The following is a 23,315-nucleotide window of genomic DNA, read 5'->3' as shown; positions in this document are numbered from 1 at the left end:
GAAAGCGGTATGCACCGGGTCCGGCACGTTGGCTCGTTAAGCGTTGTTAGACGTTGTCAGCGCGATTCGGCCGGTCAGAGCCGGGAGGAATTGATTGCCCCGGGGATCGGTATCGCGGTCCGTGCGGGTTCTAAAGCCAGGGCCCAGCCTAAGCGCATGAATGGACGAAGGTTTTGTCGTCTACCGCAACGTCCAACACCGTTTAACAACGCCTAACGAGCGTTCTGAGAGTTCATGGGGGAAGGTCGGTGAGCAACCAAGGAGTGCATTATGACCCACCTAGAGAAGACATCTGCCGCGCCACGTGTCCGGCTCGAGCAACGCCTGCCCTCTTATTGGCGAGTCACGTTCAACCATCCGCCGCTGAATATTTTCGGTCCGGAAAGCATCCCACAGCTTGATGAAATCATTGCGGCCTTAGAAACCGATGAGAAGGTGAAGGTCGTTGTATTCGACAGCGCTGTCGAAGGCTTCTTCCTGACGCACTACGACTTCCTCGCGCCCCTTGAGGACTCGACGAGTATCCCGCCCGGACCGACCGGGCTGCAAGCTCTTCCCGATATGCTGGTACGGCTCAGTCGCGCGCCGGTCGTCTCGATCGCCTCGATCCGCGGGCGGGCGACGGGCGTCGGCAGCGAACTCGCGTTAGCGAGCGACATGCGCTTCGCGAGCCGCGAAAGGGCCATTCTTTCGCAATGGGAAGTTGGTGCCGGCCTCGTACCCGGTGGTGGGCCGATGGCGCGGTTGCCTCGCCTGGTCGGGCGCGGACGCGCGCTGGAGATTCTTCTCAGCGCCGACGATATTTGCGGCGAGCTCGCCGAGCGGTATGGATACGTCAATCGATCGCTTGCGGATGCGGAGCTCGACACCTTCGTCGATGCGCTAGCCATGCGGATCGCATCTTTTGACAAGCAGGCCATCGTTGACACCAAACGCTTGGTCGATGCGGCAAGCTTGCCTGCGGATTCGGACATTGCGCCGGAGTGGGACGCTTTTGTTGCCTCGCTCGGACGTCCTGCCGCTCAGGCCAGGATCAAAACGCTGATGGCACGCGGCTTTCATCGGCCGGGCGATGTCGAGAATCGCCTAGGACACTACGTCGGTCAGCTCGGCAGCTAAAGCCTACGCCACAGTCGAAGATGTAAGCGCGCGATGTGCGCTTCATCTGGCAATTCTCAGGAGATCGCCTCATGACCTTCACCATCCAAGTTGGCGAAACTGCACGCAGCGCCGATGCCGATGGCGGCACGCCGTTACTCGGGGTGCTGCGAGATGTTCTCGGCAAGGCCAGCTCCAATTCGGATACGGTGCGGCGCTGTTCGCCGCCCGCACGGTTCAAATTGACGGGCCGCCACGCGGTCATGCGTCAAGCCGTTCGACAGCAGCGGCAACACAGGTCACGACGATCGAAGCTGATCGGCAATGCTGATGCTGGCGCAGAAGCAAATATTTGAGCTGGGAGACGAAGAATGCTTCCGTTATTGAAAGACGCGATCGAGGCCCATGGAGGCCTGAACCGCTGGAAATCTCACTACACGCTCACCGCGACCATCGTCAGCGGCGGCGACCTTTGGGCCCTCAAGGGCGTCCCGCAGGATCCGGTCGCGCGGACCATGCAGGTCGAGTTGCATCGGCAATGGGCATCGGTCGCGCCGTTTGGAAAAGGCAGACATACCGCCTTCACATCCGATCGCATCGCCATTCTTGCCGAGGATGGCAGCATCGTCGCCGAACGATCCGATCCCCGCGCTTCGTTTGCGCGGCACGATCTGCGAACGAGTTGGGACCCGCTGCATCGCGCCTACTTCAACGGATACGCGCTCTGGACTTACCTCACCACACCGTTCCTGCTCGCCATGGACGGTTTCAAGGTCGAGGAAATCGAGCCCTGGCGCGACGGAGCGGAAACTTGGCGCGGCTTGAGGGCCACCTTTCCCGCGGAGATCGCGAGCCATAGCTCTGAGCAGGACTTCTATTTCGGCGAGGACATGCTCATCCGCCGGCACGACTACCACGTCGATATCGCGGGCAGCTTCCCGGCGGCGCAGTACGTATCCGACCACGTGAACGTGGACGGCATCTGGATTCCGACCCGACGCAGGGCTTATCTGCGCGCGGATGGCCTGAAGCCGATGCTCGATACGCTGATGGTGTCGATCGACCTCTCCGACTTCCGCTTTGGCTGACGCAGCGGCTACGCCTCGCCCAGCAGTTCGCGTGCAGCCTTTAGATCGGCTGTTTCGAACCCTTCCGTGAAGCGGGCGTAGGTCTCGGTCAGTCCGTCCAGCGGCTTCGCCTTGCGCTGCTTGCGTCGAAGGCGGGCCAGCGATGTTTCCGTTCGCAGCCGCCACGACAGCGCGCCCTGCTTCTCTGCCAGTGCGATCGAGGCCACCAAGCTTGCCTCTGCCGCGTTCGTGTCACCGCCGCGCGCCTCGAGTTCACCGCGCAGGCGCAGAAGCTCCGGTGCGTCGAAAGCCGCTCCGGCCGGCTCGATGCGGGCGATTGCCTCATGCAGGATGCGCAGCCCCTCCGCCAATTGACCCAACTCTGCCAATCCCTGTGAAAGCTCGGAGATGAAGGCAGATGCATACAGTTCGTAACGATCCGCATGCAAACGTGCCAGCACGTTTTGCAGCAATTCGATTCCTGCTTTGCGCTCACCGCGCGCGATCATTGTCTGCGCTCGAAAACCGGTGGCTACGGCCTGATATGGCGCCAGTGCGTGGCTCGCGGCATGAGTCGAAATACGTCCGGCCATCTGCTCGACTGAAGACCAATCCCCGATCCAACCATAGAGTGATGCAGACCAGCACAAAGCGATGCAATGCATCACCGCGTCCTGTGGCGCTGCCTTAATGATAGAGTGAACGCATTCGACCGCCCGATCGGGGAACCCAAGCAGCCATAGCACGCGCGCGAGCGGTACCTGTGGCATTCTCGCGTAGGCGAAATGACCGGGTTGAGCCCCGCGGAGCGCACCGGCATCCGAAAGGCCCTCGTCGAGATGCAGTTGCGCAGTTCTCTGATCGCCTATCAGGTGATAGGAAACGCCGACTAGTGCTTTGGCTCCGACAAGACCGGCCTTGTCGCCGATCTCACGCGCAACACGTTCCGCCTCGAAAGCAGTGGGAAGCAGTTCGCGGAAATCACCAGTGCGCCGATAGAACATATTCAAACGCGCCAGCAGACGAAACTTGTTGGGGCGGTCACCCAGCGCCTCGGCAATTTCGAGGCCGCGGCGCAGCGCCAGTTCAGCCTGATCGCTGTTGCGCTCGGTAAACATGAAAGCGTGTCCGAGCGTTGCCTGAAGCTCCAGTTCCCACGCACTGCCGCGGGTCGAATCATCGAGCATCGAGAGCGCGCGGCTCGACCATAGGCGCCCTTCGTCCAGCAGGTTGAGCTCGACGAACAGCCTGGCGCAGGCGCCGGCGAGCGGAACGCGCAGTCCAGCGCCATCATCATTGGCGAAAGCCCATTGCAGCGCGGCACGCGCATCGGAAAACAGCAGCGTCCGAGCTCGCGAACTCGAGGCTTGGTTGCCAGCGCCTGAATCCGTCGCCGTCGTTTCGAGCGCGTGCTGGATATAGCGGGCATGCCGGCGCGCGATGCTCGTCGCTTCACCGCTGTCAGCGAGCTTTTGCGTGGCATAGGCCCTGGTGGTGTCAAGCAGCCGATAGCGCGTGACGGGGGCGTCAGGCCGCACCGAAATCAGCGACTTGGCAACGAGTTGCTCCAACGACTCCACTATACGCTCGACCGGGTCGCCCTCCTCGCCTGCGACCATAGTTGCTCCCTGCAAGGTGAAAGGAGCGGCGAAGATGGCAAGGCGACGCAGAACGATACGCTCGCTCTCGCTGATCAGACCATAGCTCCAGTCCAGCGTTGCACCGAGGGTTTGATGGCGCGGAGGCGCCGTCCGCCGGCCGCGCCACTCCAGCTTTAGCCGGCCGTCGAGCAGCGTCACTATCTCGCGCAATCCATGCGTGCCGACCCGCACGGCGGCGAGTTCGATCGCCAGCGCAATGCCATCGAGCTTGCTACAAATCTCCGCGACAATCTCGGCATCTTCGTCGGCGATTTCCTTGCGATGACCCGCCGCGGCCGCCCGCTCCGTGAACAGGCGCGCAGCCGGGTAGGCCAGCATCTCGCGTGCGCTCAGCCTCGCCCCCTGCGGCGGCCCCTCGAGCGGGGCGAGCTCGAAGATCTGCTCGCCTTCTACAAGCAGCGACTCGCGGCTGGTGACGAGAATGCTGACACCAGGCGCCTGCTGGTGGATGCGCTCCGCCAGCGCCGCAATCGCCTCGACGACATGCTCGCAACTGTCGAGTACCAGCAGCAGGCGCCGGTTGCGCAGGTGACCGACTATGTTTTCCGTTGGATCAGAATGGTGCACCACGAGCCCAAGGGCCCAGGCCACCGTGCCGGCGACAAGCGCCGCATCCTTCACCATGCTGAAATCGAGAAAGCGAACCTGACCTTCGAATCGGGCCGAGAGTTCGTGGGCCAGCGCGATCGCAACGGTGGTCTTGCCGATGCCACCAGGGCCCCTGAGCGTGATGAAGCGTTCGGCTAGCAAACGCTGCGCCACTTCCCGCACAACGTCATCCCTCCCAATCATCCGCTCCAGGCGGGGAGGCAGGACTGGCACAGACGCCTCAGGGGCGCTCGGCGCCTGCTCAGGAGGTGAAACCACCGGAAATGCGTCTGCGATGCGCTGCACCGGTGCGACGAAGCAATAGCCGCGGCTCGGTACATTGGTGATATAGCGCGCCCCCTCCTTGCCGTCACCGAGCGCCTTGCGAAGCTCGGCGATATGCACTCGCAAACTAATCTCTTCGACGGCAAGGCCCGGCCACGCGTGGGCCAGCAGCTCATTCTTCGACACGATATCGCCAGCCCGGCTGACCAACAGCAGCAGGATATCCAGCGCGCGGCTGCCCAGCTTGACGGGCACCCCGTCCTTCTCAAGCAGCCGCGTCTTGTCGTGAAGGGAGAACGGTCCGAAGGAGGCGATGCCTGCGTCGTGCGGAGCCCTCACGAGATTGGCGCGAGAACCGCTCGTTGTGTCAAGCCCGGTCACTTGCGCTCACCCTTGTCGATTGCTGGTTTGCGGAATTCACTGTACCGCGTCTGCCCCCATCAAGCTTCCCTTTTCTTTCGGGGAAAACCACCGAAAGCCCGGCGATCTGTGTGCGGACAACATCGTTATCGGAGGTTTTGCAGCTCAAGAAGAAGCTGCACGTTGTGAGGTGCAAGTGAGTGCAACGGAGGGAGCGGCACTTCCAGTACCGCTGATCCGGCCAAATTGTCACACTCACCACGACCAATCGCTGCCGGACCCCAGTCATGGATCTTGACATCGGCAGGCATGTGGTTGCCGCGTAGCGAATTTCTTCAACGTAAACAATTGGTAACAGCGTCTAACAACACCTAACAAGCTATTTTCCGGCTCTCCGGCGACATTCAAGCCACGGGCGGTGCGCGAACCAGATGGTCAACGCCCGGTCAGGCAAGGGAGAGCAAGATGGACAGGCCGCACGTTTACGAAGTTATCGACCAGGATCGGCGCGCCCTGCTCGGCGGCGCTGCGATGGGTATTGCGATTGCCGGCACCGCTGGCCTGTTTCCTCTTCACCACGCTCTGGCTGAACCGAACGATGTAATTCGCCCGTTTCGTGTCAACTTCCCTGATGAGGCACTGAGCGATCTTCGGCGGCGCGTCGCTGCGACACGCCTGCCCGACCGGGAGACGGTCGATGACGGATCGCAGGGCCTTCAGCTCGCCGCGTTCAGCGAACTTATGCGCTCCTGGGCCACTGAATACGACTGGCGCAAAGCCGAAGCCAGGCTCAGCGCCCTGCCGCAGTTCACAACGACAATCGACGGCGTCGACATTCACTTCATCCATATCCGCTCACGTCATGCGAACGCGCTGCCGTTGATCATGACGCACGGCTGGCCGGGCTCAGTGTTCGAGCTGCTCAAGACTGTTGGTCCTCTGACCAACCCAACGAGCCATGGTGGACGTGCAGAGGACGCATTCCATCTTATCCTACCGTCGATCCCCGGCTTCGGCTTTTCCGGCAAGCCGAGAAGTCTCGGATGGGGGCCGGAGCGCATCGCACGAGCCTGGGCCGAACTTATGAATCGCCTCGGCTACGACCGCTATGTCGCCCAGGGCGGCGACTGGGGCGCGCCGATCTCAAGCGCAATGGCGCGACAGGCTCCTGCAGGGTTGCTCGGCATCCACATCAATCTGCCGGCGGCCGTGCCGTCCGAGATCGCGGCGCTGCTCGCCACCGGCGCAGCTGCTCCGCAGGATCTCTCGTCGAAGGAACGAGCCGCGTTCGACGCACTCTCAATCTTCTACAAGAGATATCGGGCCTATGCCGCAATGATGGGAACGCGGCCGCAGACCATCGGCTACGCGCTGACCGACTCTCCCGCCGGGCTGGCGGCCTGGATGTTCGACTACAACAACGCCGAACCGCTTCGCCTGCTCACGCGCGACGAGATGCTGGATGACGTCACGCTTTACTGGCTGACGAACACGGCTGTTTCATCCGCGCGCATCTACTGGGAGACGGCGGGTCAGAGCGTCATTCTCTCCTCCGCGCAGAGGACAGCCGAAATCGCGCTTCCCGTCGCGATCTCCGTCTTCCCGGACGAAGTGTACCGCGCTCCGGAGAGCTGGGCCCGCCGCGCCTATCGCAACCTCATCTACTTCAACGAGGCCGACAAAGGCGGACATTTCGCTGCGTGGGAACAGCCCGAACTTTTCTCCCGGGAAGTCGCCGCGGCGTTTCGGCCGCTCCGTCAATACTGACCCCAACCAGACACTCCCAATCGCTGCGCAAAATCAACCTGAACGAGGACGAGACTCAAATGAAAGCACTTCGCATCATCGTCGCGGCTGCGGCGCTGCTCGTTGCCAACGGTTCGACCTTGCCCGTGGCGCGGGCCCACGAAGTCAGTCTGGGCGACATCAAGCGCACCAACCTGCTCCGCAATGATCTCAGTGCTGCTGGACGCGAGGTCATCCAGGTGCTCGTTGAGTTCGGCCCGGGCGTGAGCGCGGTCCGGCACTCGCATCCCGGCGAAGAACTCGTCTACGTCACCGAAGGCGCCTTGGAGTATCAGCTCGACGGCAGGCCGCCGCTGACCGTCAAGGCCGGCGAGGTGCTCTTCATTCCGCACGGAACGCCGCATGCGGTGAAGAACATCGGCTCCGTCAAGGCCGCCGAGCTTGCCACGTACATCGTCGAGAAGGGCAAGCCGCTTCTGATGCTGAGCGAGTGAACAGCTCAGGAAGGCCAGGCAAGCGGCAAGACGACTGCGACACACGCGACCTTCGCATTTGGGAGACCGACATGATCAGTATCTCGGAGAGAATCGACCGATGTCACCGCGGCGTAGCGATGGCGGTCGCGGCGGCTACGGCACTCGGCGCTCCCATACCCGGCTCTTTGGGTGCGCCGGCACGCGCCCAAACTCCTTCCGAACAGGAACAGAAGGTCGACGTCGGCTTCATCGAGATCGACGAGGACATCACGCTCCGGAGAATGGTGGTCCACAACGCGAACCCGAAGGGGACCGTCCTCTTCCTGCATGGATTTCCGGAAACGCTGTACGCCTGGAAAAGTATCTCTCTTACCCTCGCCGACGACTACGAAGTCCACGCTTTCGACTGGCCCGGCTTCGGGTTTTCCTCGAGGCCGAAGGTCGACAGGTTTTCGTACGCCCCCAAGGACTACGCGCGCGTCTTGAACGACTACATACGCAAGGCGGGCATCAACACATCCAAGCTTACGATCTACGCGACTGACGTCGGAGCTCTGCCGGCTCTTCTCCTGGCTCAGGAGAAGCCCGGCATCGCGACGTCGATCATCGTCGGCGATTTCGCCCCCTTCGACAGGTCCCACTACATGTATGCGAGCCTGCAGAGCCTGAAGGCTGGCCCTTCAATGGATAAGGCTCGGGACCAGCTGAACAAGAACCGCGACGACATCCTCGAAAACGCGTTCAGAAGAGGCCTGCCCAAGGAAGCGCAATTCGATGTGCCGCGCGAATTCAAGGACGACATGTCACGTGCCTGGGGCCACGGCGCAATAACGACAGCGGATGCCTTCTCGTACTACTACGCGCACTTTACGCGGGACCAGAATCACTTCGAATCGCGTCTGGAGCAACTCGCGATCCCGGTGAAGGTCGTGTGGGGCGAGAACGACCTCTACATCAAGAAGGAGATGGGGATCGAGCTCGCCGACAGAATTGGCGCCGGGCTGACGCTCCTTCCCGGTATCGGGCACTACCCTCACCTCCAGAACCCCAAGCAGACCATCGACGAAGTTCGCGCCGCATTTCGGTAGATTATCCCAGAAGTATCAAACCCCAACGCGCCAGTGGCGCCAACAAGGAGAAGTGCAATGTCCATCTCTCTCAAAGGTGTCGCGGTCATTACAGGCGCCTCCGCCGGGATCGGTGCAGTTTATGCCGACCGGCTGGCTCGCCGGGGCTACGATCTGATTCTCGTCGCACGCAACGAGGCTCGGCTGGACCAGCTGGCGACGCGCATCGCCGGCGCCACGGGCCGTATGGTCAAGACTGTTGCCGCGGACCTGAAAAACAAGGCGGACCTGAAGCGGATCGAGGCGATCGTCGCCACGGACCCCGCCATCACCATGCTGGTTAACAACGCAGGTGTCGGCGGACTCGAGCCGCTGTTGCAGTCCGACGTCGATGCCATGGAGAAGATGGTCGATCTCAACGTGACCGCACTGATGCGGCTTACCTATGCCGCGGCTCCCGCGCTCGTTGCGCGTGGAGGCGGCGCGATCATCAACATTGCCTCAGTGGTCGCCATCGCACCGGAAGTCCTGAACGGCGTCTATGGCGGAACGAAAGCGTTCGTCCTCGCCCTGGGCCAGTCGCTTCAGAAGGAACTGACTGACAAGAACGTGCGTATCCAGACCGTCCTGCCCGGCGCGACAGCGACCAACTTCTGGGATGCAGCCGGCGGCGCCGTCGACAATCTGCCGTCCAACATCGTCATGACGTCGGATGACCTCGTCGACGCGGCGCTCGCCGGCTTCGATCAGGGTGAAGTCGTCAGCATTCCCTCGCTTCCAGATGCAGCGGACTGGGCCAACTACGAAGCGGCGCGGCAGAAGCTCATACCAAACCTCTCCCTCAGCTCAGTTCCGGCGCGATACCGAATCGCGGCTGCGGCGTAACACGTGCTCAACAAATTGGAGACCAACCATGTCACTCTTCAATATCCCGATCTCAACGCCGCGCCTTGCCCCGCTCGCCATTGCCGGTTGGCGCGATCACGCGCGCCATGTGCTTATCTACGCCGAACCACTCAGCCGGTTCGGCCTCTATGCATCGCTCGCGATCATCTACGCCTGGTTCGGCGGGATGAAGTTCACCGATTACGAGGCCCAGGGGCTGGTGCCGCTGGTTGAGAACAGCCCGTTACTGAGTTGGTTCTATGATTTGTTCTCGGTCCGCGGCTTCTCCACCTTCCTTGGGCTCCTCGAACTCAGCATCGGGCTGCTGATCGCCCTCAGATTGGCGAGTCCGATCTTCTCCGCTGCCGGTGGTCTGCTCTCCGCCGGACTCTTCGTTGCGACACTTAGCTTCATGCTCTCGACGCCGGGGGTCGTCGTGCCGGAGCTCGGACCGCCCGCGATCACCGTCGCGCCGGGTCAGTTTCTTTTGAAGGATGTCGGCCTGTTCGCCGCCTCGTTCTGGGTGTTCGTCGACTCAATCAAGACTGTGGTTGGCAGGTGAGCAGGCCACTTTCGGAAAACAGCATCAGCACCTCCATGCAACCGAAGGAGAACACGACCATGAAAATGCGACATCCTAAGTGCAGCCTATGCTGCCATTGCCATCGCCATGGCGACACCTGCCGCCGCCCGTGGTATCGGCGAAACGGTTACGCCGCACTTTCAGCAGACGATACCCAACATTCCCGGCAAGCCGCTTTCATCTGGCGTTGTTTACCGGGAAGCGCCAGACCGACCGTGGCGATCTCCGGCAGGGAGGAAAGCGGGCGTCTTCGATCAGAGTATCTATCGGCGACACGCGCGAGTTGACCACCCGAGCAGCCCGCGCGATTGCGAAGGAATATCTGGCTCAGATCAGCAGAGGACAGCATCCGAAGACGGCGAAGCAAGATGGAGAGACTGGCGCCGGCCAGGCTGGGAACGAGGCGAAAATCGAGGTTTCGACTGTCACCCTCAGACAAGCATGGCAGCGATATCGGGAAGCGCACTTGATCCGAAAGGGTCGCAGTGAAAAGACCATAAGCGGTTATCGCGATCAGGTAGAAGGCCTCTTTGCGGAATGGCTCGATACTTCGCTAAGCGAACTCGCGATGGATCCTGCTCGCGTTGCCAGAAAGCACGACGACATTACGAAAGAGAACGGTCCGTATATCGCAAATGGCTGCATGCGAACGCTGCGCGCAATCTACAATCATGCTCGCAAGACCAGCAGATTTCTGCCACGCGACAACCCAGCAGACGCCGTCGATTGGAATGAAGAGAAGCGCCGAGATACCGGCATGGGCGCGAGCGACTTGACCGAATGGTTCCGGGAGTTGGCTGCCCTCGAAAATCCGGTCCGTCGCGAATTCCATCTGCTCACGCTGCTTTGTGGATCTCGGACTACAGCAGGTGAAGCCGAGTCACGTCGACTCTCGCCGCCGAACTCTACACATCGAAAAGCCAAAGGGCGGCAGGAAGCGAGCGTTCGACGTCCCACTCTCCCGAGAAATGATGCTGTGTCTCATTCGGGCGATACGCTTCGGTAGGCAGATGTATCCGCTGCAGTCGCGGAAATGGATCTTTCCCGGCGACAGTGAGTCGGGCCATCTTGCCGAAACAAAAGAGGATCGCGATACCCTTTCGAAGTGGGGTAACGATCTTCGCCAAACATTCCGGACCATTGCCACAGCTGCTGGAGTTTCAGAATTCGACGCAAAGCTGCTAATGAACCAATCAATCCCAGGCGTGAATGCCGGCTACGTTACCCGACACAAGCTGCTTGAGGACCATCTGCGCAGCCAGCAACAAGCAATCGGCACTGCTGTGTTCTCCGCTATCGGCAAAATGCTTACGAAGGACGCCGCCTTGCGAGATTGGCTCGGACCCTGCGCAAGCCGATGTGTAACCGGCGGGCACCAGATGAAGCGAGCCGATCTGGGTGAGGATCTAGACAGAATTTGGCATGTAGCCTGAACGCACGCATAGGTCCTGGCCACCGGCAACGCGGCGCCTTTCCAAATGCCTAGTTTCCAAACGAACAGCCGAAGTGGAGCGGTAGGTCTGGGAGTTCTGCAGCAACGTCTGCCCTGAGCGAACGCCAGAATCGCGGAATCAAGATCAGTTTGAATATTCAATGATTCCAATGAACATTTGGAAAAAATGGCCGAATTCGCCTGCAATGATATCAATTGCTTGGCAGGCGTTTCCAAATAAGGAAGCGCCTCTCCCAGCGAGGGATGGCATTCGAACGGCACCGACCTGCTCAGATTTGGACCCAAAATCAAAATGTGACCATGATCACTAGTGATCATGATCATAAATGATCATGTTCAATTTACTGGCAAGCGGAAGTTCTTCCTTCCCGGTCTTTCACCGCACGACCGGGGCAGGATTATCGATATCTCCAGGTGGTGAAGCTTGTTTGAGCCTACGCGCGAGGAGTGTCGTCAAACGCCGTCTGACCATCATGAACGTTCGAAAGCGCCCGAAACAGACGTCCTTCCACTTAACTCAATTCATCCGGGGGCGACTTCATCCACTATGCTCCTCTTTTGCGACGGGAGTTGGTGGTGATCAGTTTGGTATCGTCCTCATACCGCGATTAGCTGCATCAGCCGGGTGCAATCGGTCTCGACGCCTGCCTCGCCGCTGAATACGATCTTTCCGCGTTCGACCACATGGAAGCGGTCGGCGACCGACAGGGCCTCATGTACGTTTTGCTCGACCAGCAACACGATTGCCCCCCGATCGCGCAGTTCCCGCACGATTGCGAAGACTTCTGCAACAATCATTGGCGCCAGGCCTTCGCTTGGTTCGTCGATCAACACGAGACGTGGCTCACCGACCATGACCCGCGCCATTGCCAGCATCTGTTGTTCGCCGCCGGATAGTGTCGTGCCGAGCTGATGCCGTCGCTCGCCCAGACGCGGAAAGCGACCGTAAATCGCATCAATCGCACGGTGCTCCTGCTGTCTCGAACGCCCCCTCACCTGCAGCAAACCCAGCGACAGATTTTCCTCAACAGTCAACCCTGGAAAGATGCGGCGATCCTCCGGCACAAAGCCGACGCCAGCATGACAGACGCGATCGGGTGAAAGGCCGCAAAGTCCGCGCTCAGCGAGCGTGACCGTGCCGGCACTCGCTGTCACCCAACCGGCGATAGTTTTGAGCAATGTCGTCTTTCCGACGCCGTTGCGCCCAAAGATGCCGATGACTTCACCGGCCCTAGCGTCGAGATCGATGCCCTGGATGATGTGACTGAGACCGTAGTGGGAGTGCAATCCGCGAATGTCTAGCATGTCAGCGATGCCCGAAATAGGCGGCCTGAACGGCCGGATCAGATCGCACTACGTTTGGAGGACCTTCGGCCAGCTTGCGACCCTGGTGCATGACGACAACATGGTCCGACAGGCTCATCACAAGACCGATATCGTGCTCGATGAGCAGAACGGTCACGTCCTCGGTCAGGCTGCGCACAAGGACCGCCGTGTCCCGCGTATCGGCATGGCTCATGCCCTGTGTCGGCTCGTCGAGCAGCAAGATCTTGGGTTCGGATGCGAGACAGACTGCTATTTCCAGCCGGCGCTGATCCCCGTGCGAGAGATTGCCGGCGAGTTCGTCGCGGCGATGCGCCAGCGCGAAGCGCTCGAGCATTTGCTCGGTCTTCTCCATGGCGCGGCGCGAACGGCGGATTGGCAACAAGGCGCGCGATGGCGGTTCGAGCAGCTGCGCCGCGAGCCGCAGGTTTTCCGCAACGGTCAACTCGAAGAAGAGGTTGGTGATCTGGAACGAGCGGGAAAGACCTGCGGCCTTCTTCTGCTCGGCAGAATCCCGTGTCATCTCGACGCCGTCGATCATGACCTTTCCGCTTCTGGGCCTCAGGGCGCCACTGATCAGGTTGAACAAGGTGGATTTGCCGGCACCGTTGGGACCGATGATCGTGGTAATGCGATGGCGCTCGACGGAAAAGCTCACATCGTCGACCGCCTTGAGGCCGCCGAATGAGATGCCGAGACCACGAACGTCGAGGACATGCGGGATCATGACACGCTCCCGGATTTGACGATCGCGGGGGAAACCGCGGACGCGGCGACCTCCTGAGATGGCGCGCGGGCGATTCGGCGTTCAATCCAGGGCCTTGTGAAGCCGACGAGCCCCTTCGGCAGGAACATCACGCAGAGCATGAACAGCAGGCCGATGACGATGAGATGATGCTCCGTCCAGCTGCCGATGATCGATTTCAGGATGACGAGCAGCACCGCACCGTAGATCGCGCCGATGAGCGTACCGACACCCCCGAGGATCACCGAGATCACCGCGTTCCCGGAAGTGGCGAAGAACATTAGCTCGGGCGAGACAAAACCCCGCAGCACCGGATAGAGCGCGCCAGACAGCCCGGCCACGAGTCCTGCGAAGATATAGACCGCCATACGCGCCCGCCACACCGAATAACCAAGGAAGGGCACTCGCCTCTCGTTGGCTTTCAGGGCCATCAGCACCCGGCCGAAGGGCGTCTCCAGCAAATAGGCACTCAGTCCATACAGTCCCATGATGATGGCCAGCACGATCAGAAAGAACCCGACCGGATTGCCAGCCGAGATCGCGACAGGGCCGAATTGGATCTGGACAACGGGAATGCCGATCATGCCGTCAGAAGCGCCCAGTTCGCGCGTGTTGTAGACGATCTTGGCCACGACTTGCGCCATGCCAAAGGTGATGAGGGCGAAATAGACACCGCGAACCCGGTTCGCGATCAGGCCGCCGATCGTGGCGGTAACGAGCGTCGCAAGACCTGCGGCAGCCATGGCCAGCCAGAACGAGGGAGCAGTCATCAATGTCAGGGCCGAAACATAGGCGCCGATGCCAAAATAAAGCGCCTGCCCCAGCGACAGCGCGCCCGAATAGCCGAGAAGAAGGTCGACTGACAGAGCGAGTCCAGCGAAGATCAGCGCTTCGGTACCGAGGCGGAGGTAAAAACTGTCGTCCAATGCAGCGCCAATGCCCGCGAGGCCCAACGCCGCCGCGAGAAGCAGAAACGCGAGTACATGGCTCGCACGCATGGAGACAGCGAGCCGATCAAGCATGTCCGAGCCTCCCGAACAGGCCTTGAGGGCGGACCATGAGGAAGGCGACCATCGTCCCGAACACGATGGGATCCGTCCATATCGGCGAAATAACGAGGCTCGCGAGCGCCTGCACCTGCGTCAGCAGCAGCCCGGCAAACACACACCCCCAGATCGAGCCCATGCCGCCGACGATGACGACGCTGAAGGCAAGCAGGATGAAGTCCCGCCCCATGGTGGGAAAGACCGAATAGATTGGCGCGAGCAGCACGCCGGCGAGCCCCGCGAGCGCTACGCCGAACGCGAAGGTTCCCGCATACACGACCGAGACCGGCACCCCCAGCGAGGCCGCCATATGGCGATCGAAGGCAGCTGCACGGACCATGGCGCCGAGGCGCGTGCGGTACACAACATAGGCGACGCCGCCGATGATCGCTGCTCCCACCGCGAGAAGGAAGAGACGGTAGCTTGGCACGAGAATTCCGAACCACTCCGTTGCGCCCGGAATGGGTGTCGGCGGGCGCTGCGTGTTCGCACCAAAGATCACTTTCAGCCCATCCTCGACAACGAGGCCCAGGCCAAAGGTAACGAGCAGCGTGGTGACGTGGCGGTCCTTCGAGTCGAAGACCGGACGGATCAACAGCCGCTCTGCCACCATACCGAGGGGAATCATCAAGATCGGCACCAAGACCAGCAGAAACCAGAAACCGACGCCCGCGGCTCCAAGCGCCACCGCTGCATAGGCTCCCACTGCATAGAATTCGCCGTGGCTCATGTTGATGACGTCCAGCATACCGAAAATGATGGTGAGCCCCAGCGCAACAAGAACAACAGCAACGCCGAGCGTCAGCCCGTTCAGGATCTGCGGTGCCAACACAAATTGCAGATAGTCTATCGGTGACATGGACGTCGTCTCCAGAGATCATGCTCCGCCCGCGCTCGCCCGGACTCACGGGAGAGAACGCGGACGTTTCCCTTGGTTCAGAATCGTGTGCACGCGTCGGGTCCGATCGCCTTATCCGCAGCCACACTCGTGACGATGTCGAATTTGCCCTTGCTTACGCGCACCACATACATCGGCTGCATTGCCTGATGGTCGCCGGCCCTGATCGTCTTGTCGCCCTGCGGCGTCTTCCAGGTCAGTCCCCTCAACGCATCGCGTACCTTGTCGGTTTCGGTTGAGCCCGCCTTCTCGACCGACGCTTTGTAGGCAAAGAGGACGCCGTAACTGTCGGCGCCGTAGAGGTCAGGGTCGGCCTTGTTGGCGGCGCGGAACGCCTCGACGAATTTCTTGTTCTCGGGCGTATCAATCTGAGTTGAATAACCCACACCGGTGGCGAAGCCCTCCGCCGCGGCCCCGATCGCGCCGATGTTCTGAGAGGTCACGGTGCCTGAGGCGCCAACGACTGTCAGGTTCGACAGCATGCCGAAATCCTGCAACTGGGTCAGCAGTCGCACCGTGTCGTTCCCCGCAACCGAGGTATAGACGACCTGCGGGCGGGCAGCCCGGATCTGGCCGAAATACTGCGTGTAATCCTTGGAATCGAGTGGCGCGAACACCTCGCCCATCGACTGGGCGCCGCTCTTTTCGGCGTTGGCCTTGAAGGCGGCGACGGTGGAGCGACCCATTTCATAATCGGGCCCGAGATAGAATACCTTCGACTTCGGCTTCTCCTTCTCAAGCCAGGCGGCGAGCGCGACCGACTGCTGCTCAGCGCGGGCGTTCACGCGAAACATGTTCGGCGAACATTTGTCGCCGGTAATCGAGTCGGCGAAGGAGACAGTCGTAGCGGCAAGCCTGTTGTTACGCTCTGCGAGCTGCGCGACGGCGAGCGTCGACCCCGAATTCACCGTGCCGGTGAGAAAGTCCACCTTCTCGACCTGGAACAGCTTCTCGGCCTTCTGAACGGCAACGGCCGGATTGGCTTCCTCGTCCTCGAAGATCAGGGTGATCTGCCGTCCTGCAATTCCGCCTGCCGCGTTGATATCCTTGGCAGCCAGCTCCAGTCCCCAGCGGACCTGCTGCCCAATAGGCGTATACGTGCCGGACAAAGGGGTGACCACGCCGATCTTGAGCGGTCCAGCCTGCGCCAGTGCGGCATTCGAAAGCGCGGTGGCGGCGAGCAGCGCGCTCGCAGCGGCTAAAATGCTAAACGGATTCATATTCGCTCCCTCTATGGTCTTGTTTATGAAAATTTCCGCCGGAAACGACGCGCGGTGGCTAGCCACCACGCGCCGGAACGGTTCAACTGCCGATGAATTTCGGGGGACGTTTCGCGTTGAAGGCTTCAACGCCTTCCTTGAAGTCGTCCGACTGGCGTAGGCGGCTGTAGCAGTGCCCCTCGAGCTCGATCGCAATGGCCAGCGTCGAATCCTCGGTGTCGTTCAGGAGCTTCTTCGCAGTCCGCTGCGCCAGTGGCGAGAACGTGCGAAGCTCGTCCACCAAACTGTCGGTAGCCTTCTCCAGTTCCGCATCCGGCACGCATTCAGTTGCGATGCCCCACTCCAGCGCCTGCTTCGCCGAGATGCGCTTGGATCGCATCACGATGTCCTTGGTGCGGGTGATGCCGACCATCTTCTGCAGCCGCGCCGAACCGCCCGATCCCGGAATTTGCCCAAGCTTCTGCTCCGGTAGCGCATACTGCGTGGTCTCCGACGCAATCCGGAAATCGCAGGCGAGCGAGAGTTCGAAGCCGACACCGAAGCAGTAACCGCGGTTGGCGACGATCACTGGCTTGGCGCAACGCGCCGGTGCAGCGATATTCCAGGCGAGTTTGGAGACATGTTCGGGACTTGCCTCCATGAAACCACCGATATTGCCGCCGCTGGAGAAATGCTCTCCCTCCGACCGCAGCACGATGATGCGCACGCGCGTATCCTCATCGAGCGTCTCGAAGCTCAGCCGGAGCTGATCGCGCTGCGGCATCGCCACGATGTTATACGGCGGGCGGACAAGGATGATGTCGGCGCGCTCATGTGCCTCATCGATTTCGACCTTGAAGCCGTTCAGCTTGGCAAGGCGGGAATCGGAAAATGTGTAGGGTGACGACATTTGTGGTTCCTTCTGTTGGTGATTGAGGTCAGGCGGTGCCTGGCGGCGGCAGGCGCTCGGTCTCGTATTCCCCGGCGACGAGCAGCCGCCGCAGCAGTTTGCCGACCGGCGATTTCGGAATGCCGTCGACGAAGACATAGCGGCGCGGCCGCTTGAAATTGGCGAGCCCGGAGGTGCGGCAGAACTGCTCCAGCTCGGCCTCGGATACGGGCTTGTTACGCTTGACGAAGGCGGCGACGATCTTGCCCCATTTCTCGTCGGCAATGCCGGCCACTGCGACCTCGGACACGGCGGGATGTAGCGACAGACAGCTTTCGATCTCGACCGGCGAGACGTTCTCGCCGCCGGTGATGATCATGTCGTCGACACGGCCGGTGACGTGGAGATCGCCGTCCGGATCGACGAAGCCGGTGTCGCCGGTGAAGTACCAGCCCTCGCGGAGCGCCTTGGCGTCTGCCTCGGATCGCCGCCAATAACCTTCGAACGCCTCATCGGTAGCGAGCAATGCGATGATCTCGCCCTCCTCGCCGACTGCGGCAAGCTCCGCGACCGAGCGCGCGTCGATCCGCACCACCTTGATATGTTGATTGATGCCCGCCTTGCCGGCAGAACCGGGTTTTGCCGGCGCATTCTGGTCGATCGTAAAGGTATAGATCTCCGAACTGCCGTAATGATTGACGAACAGTTCCGGCCTGAACGTCTCGTTTAGCTTTTTCAGCAATCCGTCGGTCATTGAGGCGCCGGCGAAGCCAAGCTTGCGTACGCTCGACACGTCGGTGGCGCCAAACGCCTCGTGGTGGACGAGTTCGTGATAAAGAGTCGGCACCAGATAGAGGTTGCTGACCATCTCCTTTTCGATCAACGCCAACGCCTGGCGGCTGTCATAGCGCGGCAGGCAGATGAAGGTACCGCCGATCAGCGACATCGCAAGCAGCGAGCGAACCCCCATCGTGTGATAGAGCGGCATCACGCCAAGGGTGCGCTCGCCGCGGCCATAAAGGTTTTGCGCGACATGGGCGATCGCCGCGGCCCGTTCCGCGCGATGCCGCCGCGGCACGCCCTTCGGCCGCGAGGTCGTTCCCGAGGTATAGAGCATGATCGACCAGGCGTCGGCGCCCACGCGCGGCTCGGCGTCGGGCGCGCTGCCCTCGATCATCTCGGCAAAGCTGAACGCCTCGCCTGTCCCAGGATCGACCGGGAAACGCCGCAATTGGCCGGCGCGCGACGATTGCCTGACGGCCTCCGCGGAGACGTCCTGGTAGAAAAGGGCGGACGCCTCCGAGTTCTCGATGCAAAAATCCAGCTCGTCGGCTTTGGCCCGCCAGTTGATCGGCGTGATGACGATTCCCGCGAACTGGCAGGCCCAATGCAGCGTGGCCGCCTCCCAGCGGTTCTGCAGCAGGGTGATGACGTGATCTCCCGGCTTCAGCCCGACTTGGTCGAACGATGCCACCAGCACCGAGATCTTCTCGTACCATTGCCGATAAGTGAGACGGAGATCGCCATCCACGAGCGCAATGGCGTTGGGATCGCGCGACGCGCTGGCAACGAAGCTGCTGCCGAGATCAAGCATCTGGGGTCTCTTCCGTGACGGTGGCAAGCTCCGCGGCCGCTTCCAAGGCCGCCTGAATGATCGGGGTGTAGCCGGTGCAACGGCACAGATGGCCGCTCAGGAGATCGCGAATACCGTCCTCGGTCGGCGCCTTGTGCCGACTCAGATAGTGGTCCAGCGACATCAGGATTCCGGCAGTGCAGAAGCCGCACTGGAGCGCATGGTTGCGCCGGAAGGCGCTTTGCAGCACGCCGAGCCGGTCAGGCGAGGGCGCGAGCCCTTCGACCGTCCCGATATCGCAGCCATCGACCTGCACCGCGAGGGCGAGGCAGGCACGCGTGAGCATTTCGTCGACGACGATGGTGCAGGCGCCGCAGACACCGTGCTCGCAGCCGACATGAGTGCCTGTCGCACCGAGCTCATGGCGCAGGAAGTCGGAGAGCAGCATGCGCGGCTCGGCTTCCCCTTCGACGGGCTTGCCGTTTAGCGTGATGGAGACGGGATGGCGGGCATTAGCGACTAGCCGGGTCATTGCAGCACCTCGCCGATCAGCTCGCGGCCGATCATCCGCACCAGGTCACGGCGATAGCGCGCGGTTGCGTGGATGTCGTCGCGGGCATCGAGTTCGTAGGCAAATCCGTTGAGGGCGTCGTCGAGCGCGCTGCCCTCGAGTCGCGGCCAGTCACGCGCGGTCGGGACGTCCGCAACGCCCCCCACGGCGAAGCGGATGCCTGCAGGCGTCGTCATCGCCGCGCAGGCAACGATGGCGAAATCGCCGTGCCGCCGCGCGACCTCTCGAAACGCAAAGCGCGCTTGGCGGATAATCGGCAGAGATATACCTTCGATCAGTTCGTCATCCGCGCGCGCGGTCAGCATCATGCCGGCGAAAAAGTCCTTTGCCGCCACATGCCGCCGCCGCTTGGCGCTGCGCAGATGCACCTCGCCGCCGAGCGCGATCAACGCGAGCGGCATCTCGGCGCTGGGATCGGCGTGGGCGAGCGAACCGCAGATCGTGCCGCGACTGCGGGTCTGCTCGTGCCCGACCCATGGCAGCGCGAGTGCCACGAGTGGCAGGACCTCGGCGAGATCGGGCCAGGCCAACAGTTCGGCCTGGCGCACGCCGGCGCCGACGACGACGGCGCCCGCCTTCCGCTCGATATGACGGAGTTCGTTGAGGCGCATGATATCGATCACCCGCTTTGGCTTGGCGAGACGCATATTGAGCATCGCCATCAGCGACTGGCCGCCGGCCAGAACACGCGCATTGCCGCCTTCCTGCGCTAGTCCGGAAAGGACTTCGTCAGCGGTTTCGGCGCGGACATAGTCGAACGCGGCGGGCTTCATCGGCGCCCTCCGAACAGGCCTGCGAGTTTCGTCAGCCATGAGAACCGGGAGAAGCGGCCGGCCGCCCCGCCGCCGGCCTTGCGGGCCAATGCCGCGAAGAACTGCCCGATAATTGCCCGCGTAGCACCATCCAGCAGGCGGCCGCCGATGCTCGCCACCTTGCCGCCGATGGCGGCGTCATAGCTGTAGGTCAGGTGCGTGCCGCCCTTGCCGTCGGGCGCGAGCGTAATGCGTCCTTGCGCGCTGCCGAAGCCGAGCGCACCGTGGGCCGCTCCGCGCAATGTCACCGCGTGCGGTGGGTCGGGATCGAACAGCTCGACGTCGGCGCGATAGCGCCCGGTGACAGGTCCGATGCCAAGCGTCACGTCGGCGCGGAAATGCGTCTCGGAAATCTTGTCGACGCGCTGACAGCCTGGAATGACCGATTGCAGAGTCGCCGGATCGAGCAGCATGGCCCAGACCTGCTCCGGCGCGCCCTTCACGAAGGCCAGGCCCTCTCCGCGAAGCCGCCGGTCTCCCTGCCGCGCAGGCCTCGCCGTCGACCGCCCCGACGGCGGCGGCGGCTCGGCGCCGCGCACCAGCTCGGCAAGCCTTGCCGGCACCAGCGGCAGCGTGACATCGGCGAGCCCAAGCGCGTCTGCGACCGCGTTGGCGACGCAGACCGGCGTCGACATGCAATTGCCTTCGCCGACGCCCTTTGCACCGAGCGGAGTAAAGGGCGACGGCGTCTCCATGTGGATGATCTGCGGCTCCGGCACCTCGGTGGTGGTCGGCAGCAGATAGTCGGCCAGCGTTCCCATCAGGAAGCTGCCATCATCGGCGTAGGCATATTCCTCATAGAGCGCCGCGCCCAGGGCCTGCGCGAAGCCGCCGCGGATCTGCCCGTCCACCATGCCGGGATGCAAGATCGTGCCGCAATCATGCATGGTGACGTAGCGGTCGATGCGGGTTTCAAGAGTGGTGCGATCGATCTCGACGCCGCAGAAATCGAAGATGAAGCCGTGGCACAGCGACGAGTTGATGCGATCCTCGTCGTCGGGCGACGTCAGTTCCGGCGGCGTCCAGAACATGGTCTCGCGAATGGTTTGACCGACGTCGTCCGGAAGCGAGCCCGGCGACCAATGGCCGAGTGCAGCGACTCGTGAAAATGCGATCCGGTTTTCCGGATTATGCCGGGACGCGATGAAGCCTTTGGCGAACACGATGTCCGCCGGTTCGACATTGAGCTGACTGGCGGCGATGCGGGCGAGACGGCCCGCCACGCGCTCGGCCGCCAGTTTGGCGGTGCCGGCCACCGCCGCGGCGAAACGGCTGGCATAGTTGCCGGACGCGATCGACCAAGCGTCCTTGGTGGTGTCGATCTCGGCGTTGACCCGGACGTCCTTTGGCTCGAGGCCGAAGACGTCGGCGACGACTTGCGACAGCACGGTGCGATGGCCCTGCCCCTGCGGCACGGAGGCGACGTGAACGGTGACGCTGCCGACGGGATCGAGGCCGACGGTCGCGGTGGCCTGCGCGCCGTTCTTCGGCCCCGCCTTGCGGCGCTCGGCCGCCGTCAGCACGGTCGTGATATAGCCCATGTTGGACACGCTGGGCTCGACAACCGCAGTGAATCCGATCCCATAGAGACGCCCGTGCGCGCGCGCTTCATCGCGCCGCGCCCTGAGCTCCGCGAGTTGTCCCTGCTCGACAGCGCTCGCAATCGCCTCCTGATAGTTGCCGGAATCCAGCAGCGCACCGGTTGCCGTGCGATAAGGGAAGGCGTTGGCCGGAACCAGATTGCGCCTGATGACCTCGAGCGGATCAAGATCGAGGCCGATCGCGATTCGCTGCACCAAGCGCTCCAGCGCAAAGTAGACCTGCGGCCCACCAAACCCGCGGTTGAGCCCGGTTGGCGTCTTGTTGGTGACGACCACGCGGTTGTGGATCCTGACGTGGCGGATGTCGTAAGCCCCCGTCATATTGCCGTGCATGCGATAGAGGGTCGCCGGCTCGGGCGCGCGCAGATGCGCGCCGCAATCCTCGACCTGATCCCAATCGAGCGCGAGAATTCTGCCATCGACGGCAACGGCCGCCGACAGGGTCACGGCCCGGTTGGTCGCGGATACCGATGCGGTGAGGTGCTCGAGCCGATCCTCGATCCACTTGACCGGTCGGCCCGCGACGCGAGCCGCTGCTGCGATCAGCACGATGTACGAAAAAACGCCCTGCTTGACGCCGAAACTGCCGCCGGAATCCGGCGGCGTGCGAAGTCGGAGCCGGTTGCCCGGAACTTTCAGGGCGCGCGCGATCACGGTGTGGATGCTGAACGGCCCCTGGAAATTGGCCAGGATATCGAAGGCATCTTCGGCGGCATCGTGCGAGGCGATGACGCCGTAAGTCTCGATCGGCGTGCAGGAGTTGCGCGGATATTTGACGTCGATCGAGAAACGGTGAGGAACGTCCGCGAAAGCTTGCTCGGGATTTCCGTAGCGGAACGTGCGATCGCTTGCGAGATTTCTCGGAAAGCCGTCGTGCAGGAGGGGAGCCTCCGGCGCAAGTGCGCCGAGCGGATCGACGATGACGGCCCGCGGGCGGTACTCCACGGAGATCAGCTCGAGGGCGTCCTCGGCGCGGGCGCGGTCGGTCGCCACCACCACCGCCACCGGCTCGCCGACATAGCGTACGCGGTCGATCGCGATCGGCCAGCACTCGACGGGCGCTTTCACGCCCACGACGAGGCTCGACGTCACGGCCTTGACCTGCCTGCCGGTCAGAACGACCGCAACGCCAGGCAATCGCATTGCTGCTTCGGTATCGATTGCGAGGATATCGGCATGCGCATGTGGCGAACGCAGGATCGCGGCGTGCAGCGTGCCCGGTTGAACGCCGAGATCGTCGATGAAGCGGCCGCGACCGCTCAGCAGCGCGGCATCCTCGACGCGTTCGATCGAACGCCCGACCCACGGCCGCTCGTCACCCTTGCCCTGATCGATCGATGTTGCGGTTCGGACCGCGGCCTGCGCCATGTCCCGGCATACCTCCCGACG

Annotated in this window: 21 protein-coding genes; 10 read left to right on the top strand and 11 right to left on the bottom strand. The window is 62.2% G+C overall.

From position 1 onward, the window contains the following. Positions 1-270 precede the first annotated feature (270 nt). The 3 genes from ABIA45_RS00895 to ABIA45_RS00885 all read left to right on the top strand — a co-directional run bounded on the left by ABIA45_RS00895 (position 271) and on the right by ABIA45_RS00885 (position 2,186). Positions 271-1,119: an enoyl-CoA hydratase/isomerase family protein gene (locus ABIA45_RS00895; RefSeq protein WP_275511541.1), complete on the top strand. Its 849-nt coding sequence runs from the start codon at positions 271-273 to the stop codon at positions 1,117-1,119. 71 nt (positions 1,120-1,190) lie between these two features. Beyond that, a complete protein-coding gene (locus ABIA45_RS00890; RefSeq protein ID WP_404539145.1) occupies positions 1,191-1,454 on the top strand; it encodes a hypothetical protein in 264 nt (87 codons plus the stop codon). A gap of 15 nt (positions 1,455-1,469) precedes the next feature. After that, the gene (locus tag ABIA45_RS00885) at positions 1,470-2,186 is read left to right on the top strand and encodes a hypothetical protein (RefSeq protein ID WP_275511542.1); all 717 of its coding nucleotides are present in this window, start codon (positions 1,470-1,472) and stop codon (positions 2,184-2,186) included. Positions 2,187-2,194: 8 nt separating this feature from the next. Here the strand turns inward: ABIA45_RS00885 and ABIA45_RS00880 are convergent, their stop codons facing one another. Beyond that, on the bottom strand, positions 2,195-5,080 hold the full coding sequence (locus tag ABIA45_RS00880) for an ATP-binding protein (protein WP_404650885.1): 2,886 nt from the start codon (positions 5,078-5,080) through the stop codon (positions 2,195-2,197). A gap of 444 nt (positions 5,081-5,524) precedes the next feature. On the opposite strand from ABIA45_RS00880, the gene ABIA45_RS00875 reads away from it, so the two are divergent. From ABIA45_RS00875 to ABIA45_RS00845, 7 genes are all read left to right on the top strand, one after another. Further along, entirely contained in the window at positions 5,525-6,826 is a 1,302-nt protein-coding gene (locus ABIA45_RS00875) for an epoxide hydrolase family protein (RefSeq protein ID WP_404650884.1), read from the top strand. Between the two features lie 59 nt (positions 6,827-6,885). Beyond that, positions 6,886-7,299: a cupin domain-containing protein gene (locus ABIA45_RS00870; RefSeq protein WP_157284049.1), complete on the top strand. Its 414-nt coding sequence runs from the start codon at positions 6,886-6,888 to the stop codon at positions 7,297-7,299. Between the two features lie 119 nt (positions 7,300-7,418). Next, on the top strand, positions 7,419-8,369 hold the full coding sequence (locus tag ABIA45_RS00865) for an alpha/beta fold hydrolase (RefSeq protein WP_404655594.1): 951 nt from the start codon (positions 7,419-7,421) through the stop codon (positions 8,367-8,369). A 57-nt stretch (positions 8,370-8,426) separates the two neighbouring features. Further along, positions 8,427-9,233: an SDR family NAD(P)-dependent oxidoreductase gene (locus ABIA45_RS00860; protein ID WP_404650883.1), complete on the top strand. Its 807-nt coding sequence runs from the start codon at positions 8,427-8,429 to the stop codon at positions 9,231-9,233. 28 nt (positions 9,234-9,261) lie between these two features. Beyond that, complete coding sequence (locus ABIA45_RS00855; RefSeq protein ID WP_271543990.1) at positions 9,262-9,795, top strand: YkgB family protein; 534 nt, start codon at positions 9,262-9,264, stop codon at positions 9,793-9,795. Positions 9,796-9,883: 88 nt separating this feature from the next. Further along, positions 9,884-10,822, top strand: coding sequence for a hypothetical protein (locus tag ABIA45_RS00850; RefSeq protein WP_404650882.1), 939 nt, complete (start codon positions 9,884-9,886; stop codon positions 10,820-10,822). A 4-nt stretch (positions 10,823-10,826) separates the two neighbouring features. Further along, entirely contained in the window at positions 10,827-11,249 is a 423-nt protein-coding gene (locus tag ABIA45_RS00845; RefSeq protein WP_404539122.1) for a hypothetical protein, read from the top strand. A gap of 617 nt (positions 11,250-11,866) precedes the next feature. Here the strand turns inward: ABIA45_RS00845 and ABIA45_RS00840 are convergent. The 10 genes from ABIA45_RS00840 to ABIA45_RS00795 all read right to left on the bottom strand — a co-directional run bounded on the left by ABIA45_RS00840 (position 11,867) and on the right by ABIA45_RS00795 (position 23,294). After that, on the bottom strand, positions 11,867-12,574 hold the full coding sequence (locus ABIA45_RS00840; protein WP_271543986.1) for an ABC transporter ATP-binding protein: 708 nt from the start codon (positions 12,572-12,574) through the stop codon (positions 11,867-11,869). Between the two features lies 1 nt (position 12,575). Next, positions 12,576-13,319, bottom strand: a complete 744-nt coding sequence (locus tag ABIA45_RS00835) for an ABC transporter ATP-binding protein (RefSeq protein WP_275511549.1) — start codon at positions 13,317-13,319, stop codon at positions 12,576-12,578. Beyond that, positions 13,316-14,359, bottom strand: a complete 1,044-nt coding sequence (locus ABIA45_RS00830; RefSeq protein ID WP_404650881.1) for a branched-chain amino acid ABC transporter permease — start codon at positions 14,357-14,359, stop codon at positions 13,316-13,318. The genes ABIA45_RS00835 and ABIA45_RS00830 overlap by 4 nt, the downstream gene beginning before the upstream one ends. Then, complete coding sequence (locus ABIA45_RS00825) at positions 14,352-15,242, bottom strand: branched-chain amino acid ABC transporter permease (protein ID WP_271543981.1); 891 nt, start codon at positions 15,240-15,242, stop codon at positions 14,352-14,354. Before ABIA45_RS00825 ends, ABIA45_RS00830 begins: the two co-directional genes overlap by 8 nt. Positions 15,243-15,319: 77 nt before the next feature. Further along, entirely contained in the window at positions 15,320-16,630 is a 1,311-nt protein-coding gene (locus tag ABIA45_RS00820) for an ABC transporter substrate-binding protein (protein WP_275511551.1), read from the bottom strand. Further along, on the bottom strand, positions 16,584-17,390 hold the full coding sequence (locus ABIA45_RS00815; protein ID WP_271543978.1) for an enoyl-CoA hydratase/isomerase family protein: 807 nt from the start codon (positions 17,388-17,390) through the stop codon (positions 16,584-16,586). The genes ABIA45_RS00820 and ABIA45_RS00815 overlap by 47 nt, the downstream gene beginning before the upstream one ends. 28 nt (positions 17,391-17,418) lie before the next feature. Continuing rightward, positions 17,419-18,963 carry an AMP-binding protein gene (locus ABIA45_RS00810; RefSeq protein WP_275511552.1) on the bottom strand — a complete coding sequence of 515 codons (1,545 nt, stop codon included), beginning with the start codon at positions 18,961-18,963 and terminating at the stop codon, positions 17,419-17,421. After that, positions 18,956-19,474: a (2Fe-2S)-binding protein gene (locus ABIA45_RS00805; protein WP_404539112.1), complete on the bottom strand. Its 519-nt coding sequence runs from the start codon at positions 19,472-19,474 to the stop codon at positions 18,956-18,958. Before ABIA45_RS00805 ends, ABIA45_RS00810 begins: the two co-directional genes overlap by 8 nt. Beyond that, positions 19,471-20,286: a xanthine dehydrogenase family protein subunit M gene (locus tag ABIA45_RS00800; RefSeq protein ID WP_271543971.1), complete on the bottom strand. Its 816-nt coding sequence runs from the start codon at positions 20,284-20,286 to the stop codon at positions 19,471-19,473. Before ABIA45_RS00800 ends, ABIA45_RS00805 begins: the two co-directional genes overlap by 4 nt. Next, the gene (locus ABIA45_RS00795) at positions 20,283-23,294 is read right to left on the bottom strand and encodes a molybdopterin cofactor-binding domain-containing protein (protein ID WP_404650880.1); all 3,012 of its coding nucleotides are present in this window, start codon (positions 23,292-23,294) and stop codon (positions 20,283-20,285) included. Before ABIA45_RS00795 ends, ABIA45_RS00800 begins: the two co-directional genes overlap by 4 nt. Positions 23,295-23,315: the final 21 nt, after the last annotated feature.

This window comes from Bradyrhizobium sp. USDA 336 (genome assembly GCF_044908355.1).
GTDB lineage: Bacteria > Pseudomonadota > Alphaproteobacteria > Rhizobiales > Xanthobacteraceae > Bradyrhizobium > Bradyrhizobium yuanmingense.
Note: the sequence above shows the minus strand (reverse complement) of the source record. Positions and strands in the feature narration are given on the sequence as shown.

Excerpts from the sequence above, each read along its gene's own strand:
- ABIA45_RS00895 (WP_275511541.1), top strand. The coding sequence starts at position 271 with ATGACCCACCTAGAGAAGACATCTGCCGCGCCACGTGTCCGGCTCGAG.
- ABIA45_RS00890 (WP_404539145.1), top strand. The coding sequence starts at position 1,191 with ATGACCTTCACCATCCAAGTTGGCGAAACTGCACGCAGCGCCGATGCC.
- ABIA45_RS00885 (WP_275511542.1), top strand. The coding sequence starts at position 1,470 with ATGCTTCCGTTATTGAAAGACGCGATCGAGGCCCATGGAGGCCTGAAC.
- ABIA45_RS00875 (WP_404650884.1), top strand. The coding sequence starts at position 5,525 with ATGGACAGGCCGCACGTTTACGAAGTTATCGACCAGGATCGGCGCGCC.
- ABIA45_RS00870 (WP_157284049.1), top strand. The coding sequence starts at position 6,886 with ATGAAAGCACTTCGCATCATCGTCGCGGCTGCGGCGCTGCTCGTTGCC.
- ABIA45_RS00865 (WP_404655594.1), top strand. The coding sequence starts at position 7,419 with ATGGCGGTCGCGGCGGCTACGGCACTCGGCGCTCCCATACCCGGCTCT.
- ABIA45_RS00860 (WP_404650883.1), top strand. The coding sequence starts at position 8,427 with ATGTCCATCTCTCTCAAAGGTGTCGCGGTCATTACAGGCGCCTCCGCC.
- ABIA45_RS00855 (WP_271543990.1), top strand. The coding sequence starts at position 9,262 with ATGTCACTCTTCAATATCCCGATCTCAACGCCGCGCCTTGCCCCGCTC.
- ABIA45_RS00850 (WP_404650882.1), top strand. The coding sequence starts at position 9,884 with ATGCTGCCATTGCCATCGCCATGGCGACACCTGCCGCCGCCCGTGGTA.
- ABIA45_RS00845 (WP_404539122.1), top strand. The coding sequence starts at position 10,827 with ATGTATCCGCTGCAGTCGCGGAAATGGATCTTTCCCGGCGACAGTGAG.
- ABIA45_RS00840 (WP_271543986.1), bottom strand. The coding sequence starts at position 12,574 with ATGCTAGACATTCGCGGATTGCACTCCCACTACGGTCTCAGTCACATC.
- ABIA45_RS00835 (WP_275511549.1), bottom strand. The coding sequence starts at position 13,319 with ATGATCCCGCATGTCCTCGACGTTCGTGGTCTCGGCATCTCATTCGGC.
- ABIA45_RS00830 (WP_404650881.1), bottom strand. The coding sequence starts at position 14,359 with ATGCTTGATCGGCTCGCTGTCTCCATGCGTGCGAGCCATGTACTCGCG.
- ABIA45_RS00825 (WP_271543981.1), bottom strand. The coding sequence starts at position 15,242 with ATGTCACCGATAGACTATCTGCAATTTGTGTTGGCACCGCAGATCCTG.
- ABIA45_RS00815 (WP_271543978.1), bottom strand. The coding sequence starts at position 17,390 with ATGTCGTCACCCTACACATTTTCCGATTCCCGCCTTGCCAAGCTGAAC.
- ABIA45_RS00810 (WP_275511552.1), bottom strand. The coding sequence starts at position 18,963 with ATGCTTGATCTCGGCAGCAGCTTCGTTGCCAGCGCGTCGCGCGATCCC.
- ABIA45_RS00805 (WP_404539112.1), bottom strand. The coding sequence starts at position 19,474 with ATGACCCGGCTAGTCGCTAATGCCCGCCATCCCGTCTCCATCACGCTA.
- ABIA45_RS00800 (WP_271543971.1), bottom strand. The coding sequence starts at position 20,286 with ATGAAGCCCGCCGCGTTCGACTATGTCCGCGCCGAAACCGCTGACGAA.
- ABIA45_RS00795 (WP_404650880.1), bottom strand. The coding sequence starts at position 23,294 with ATGGCGCAGGCCGCGGTCCGAACCGCAACATCGATCGATCAGGGCAAG.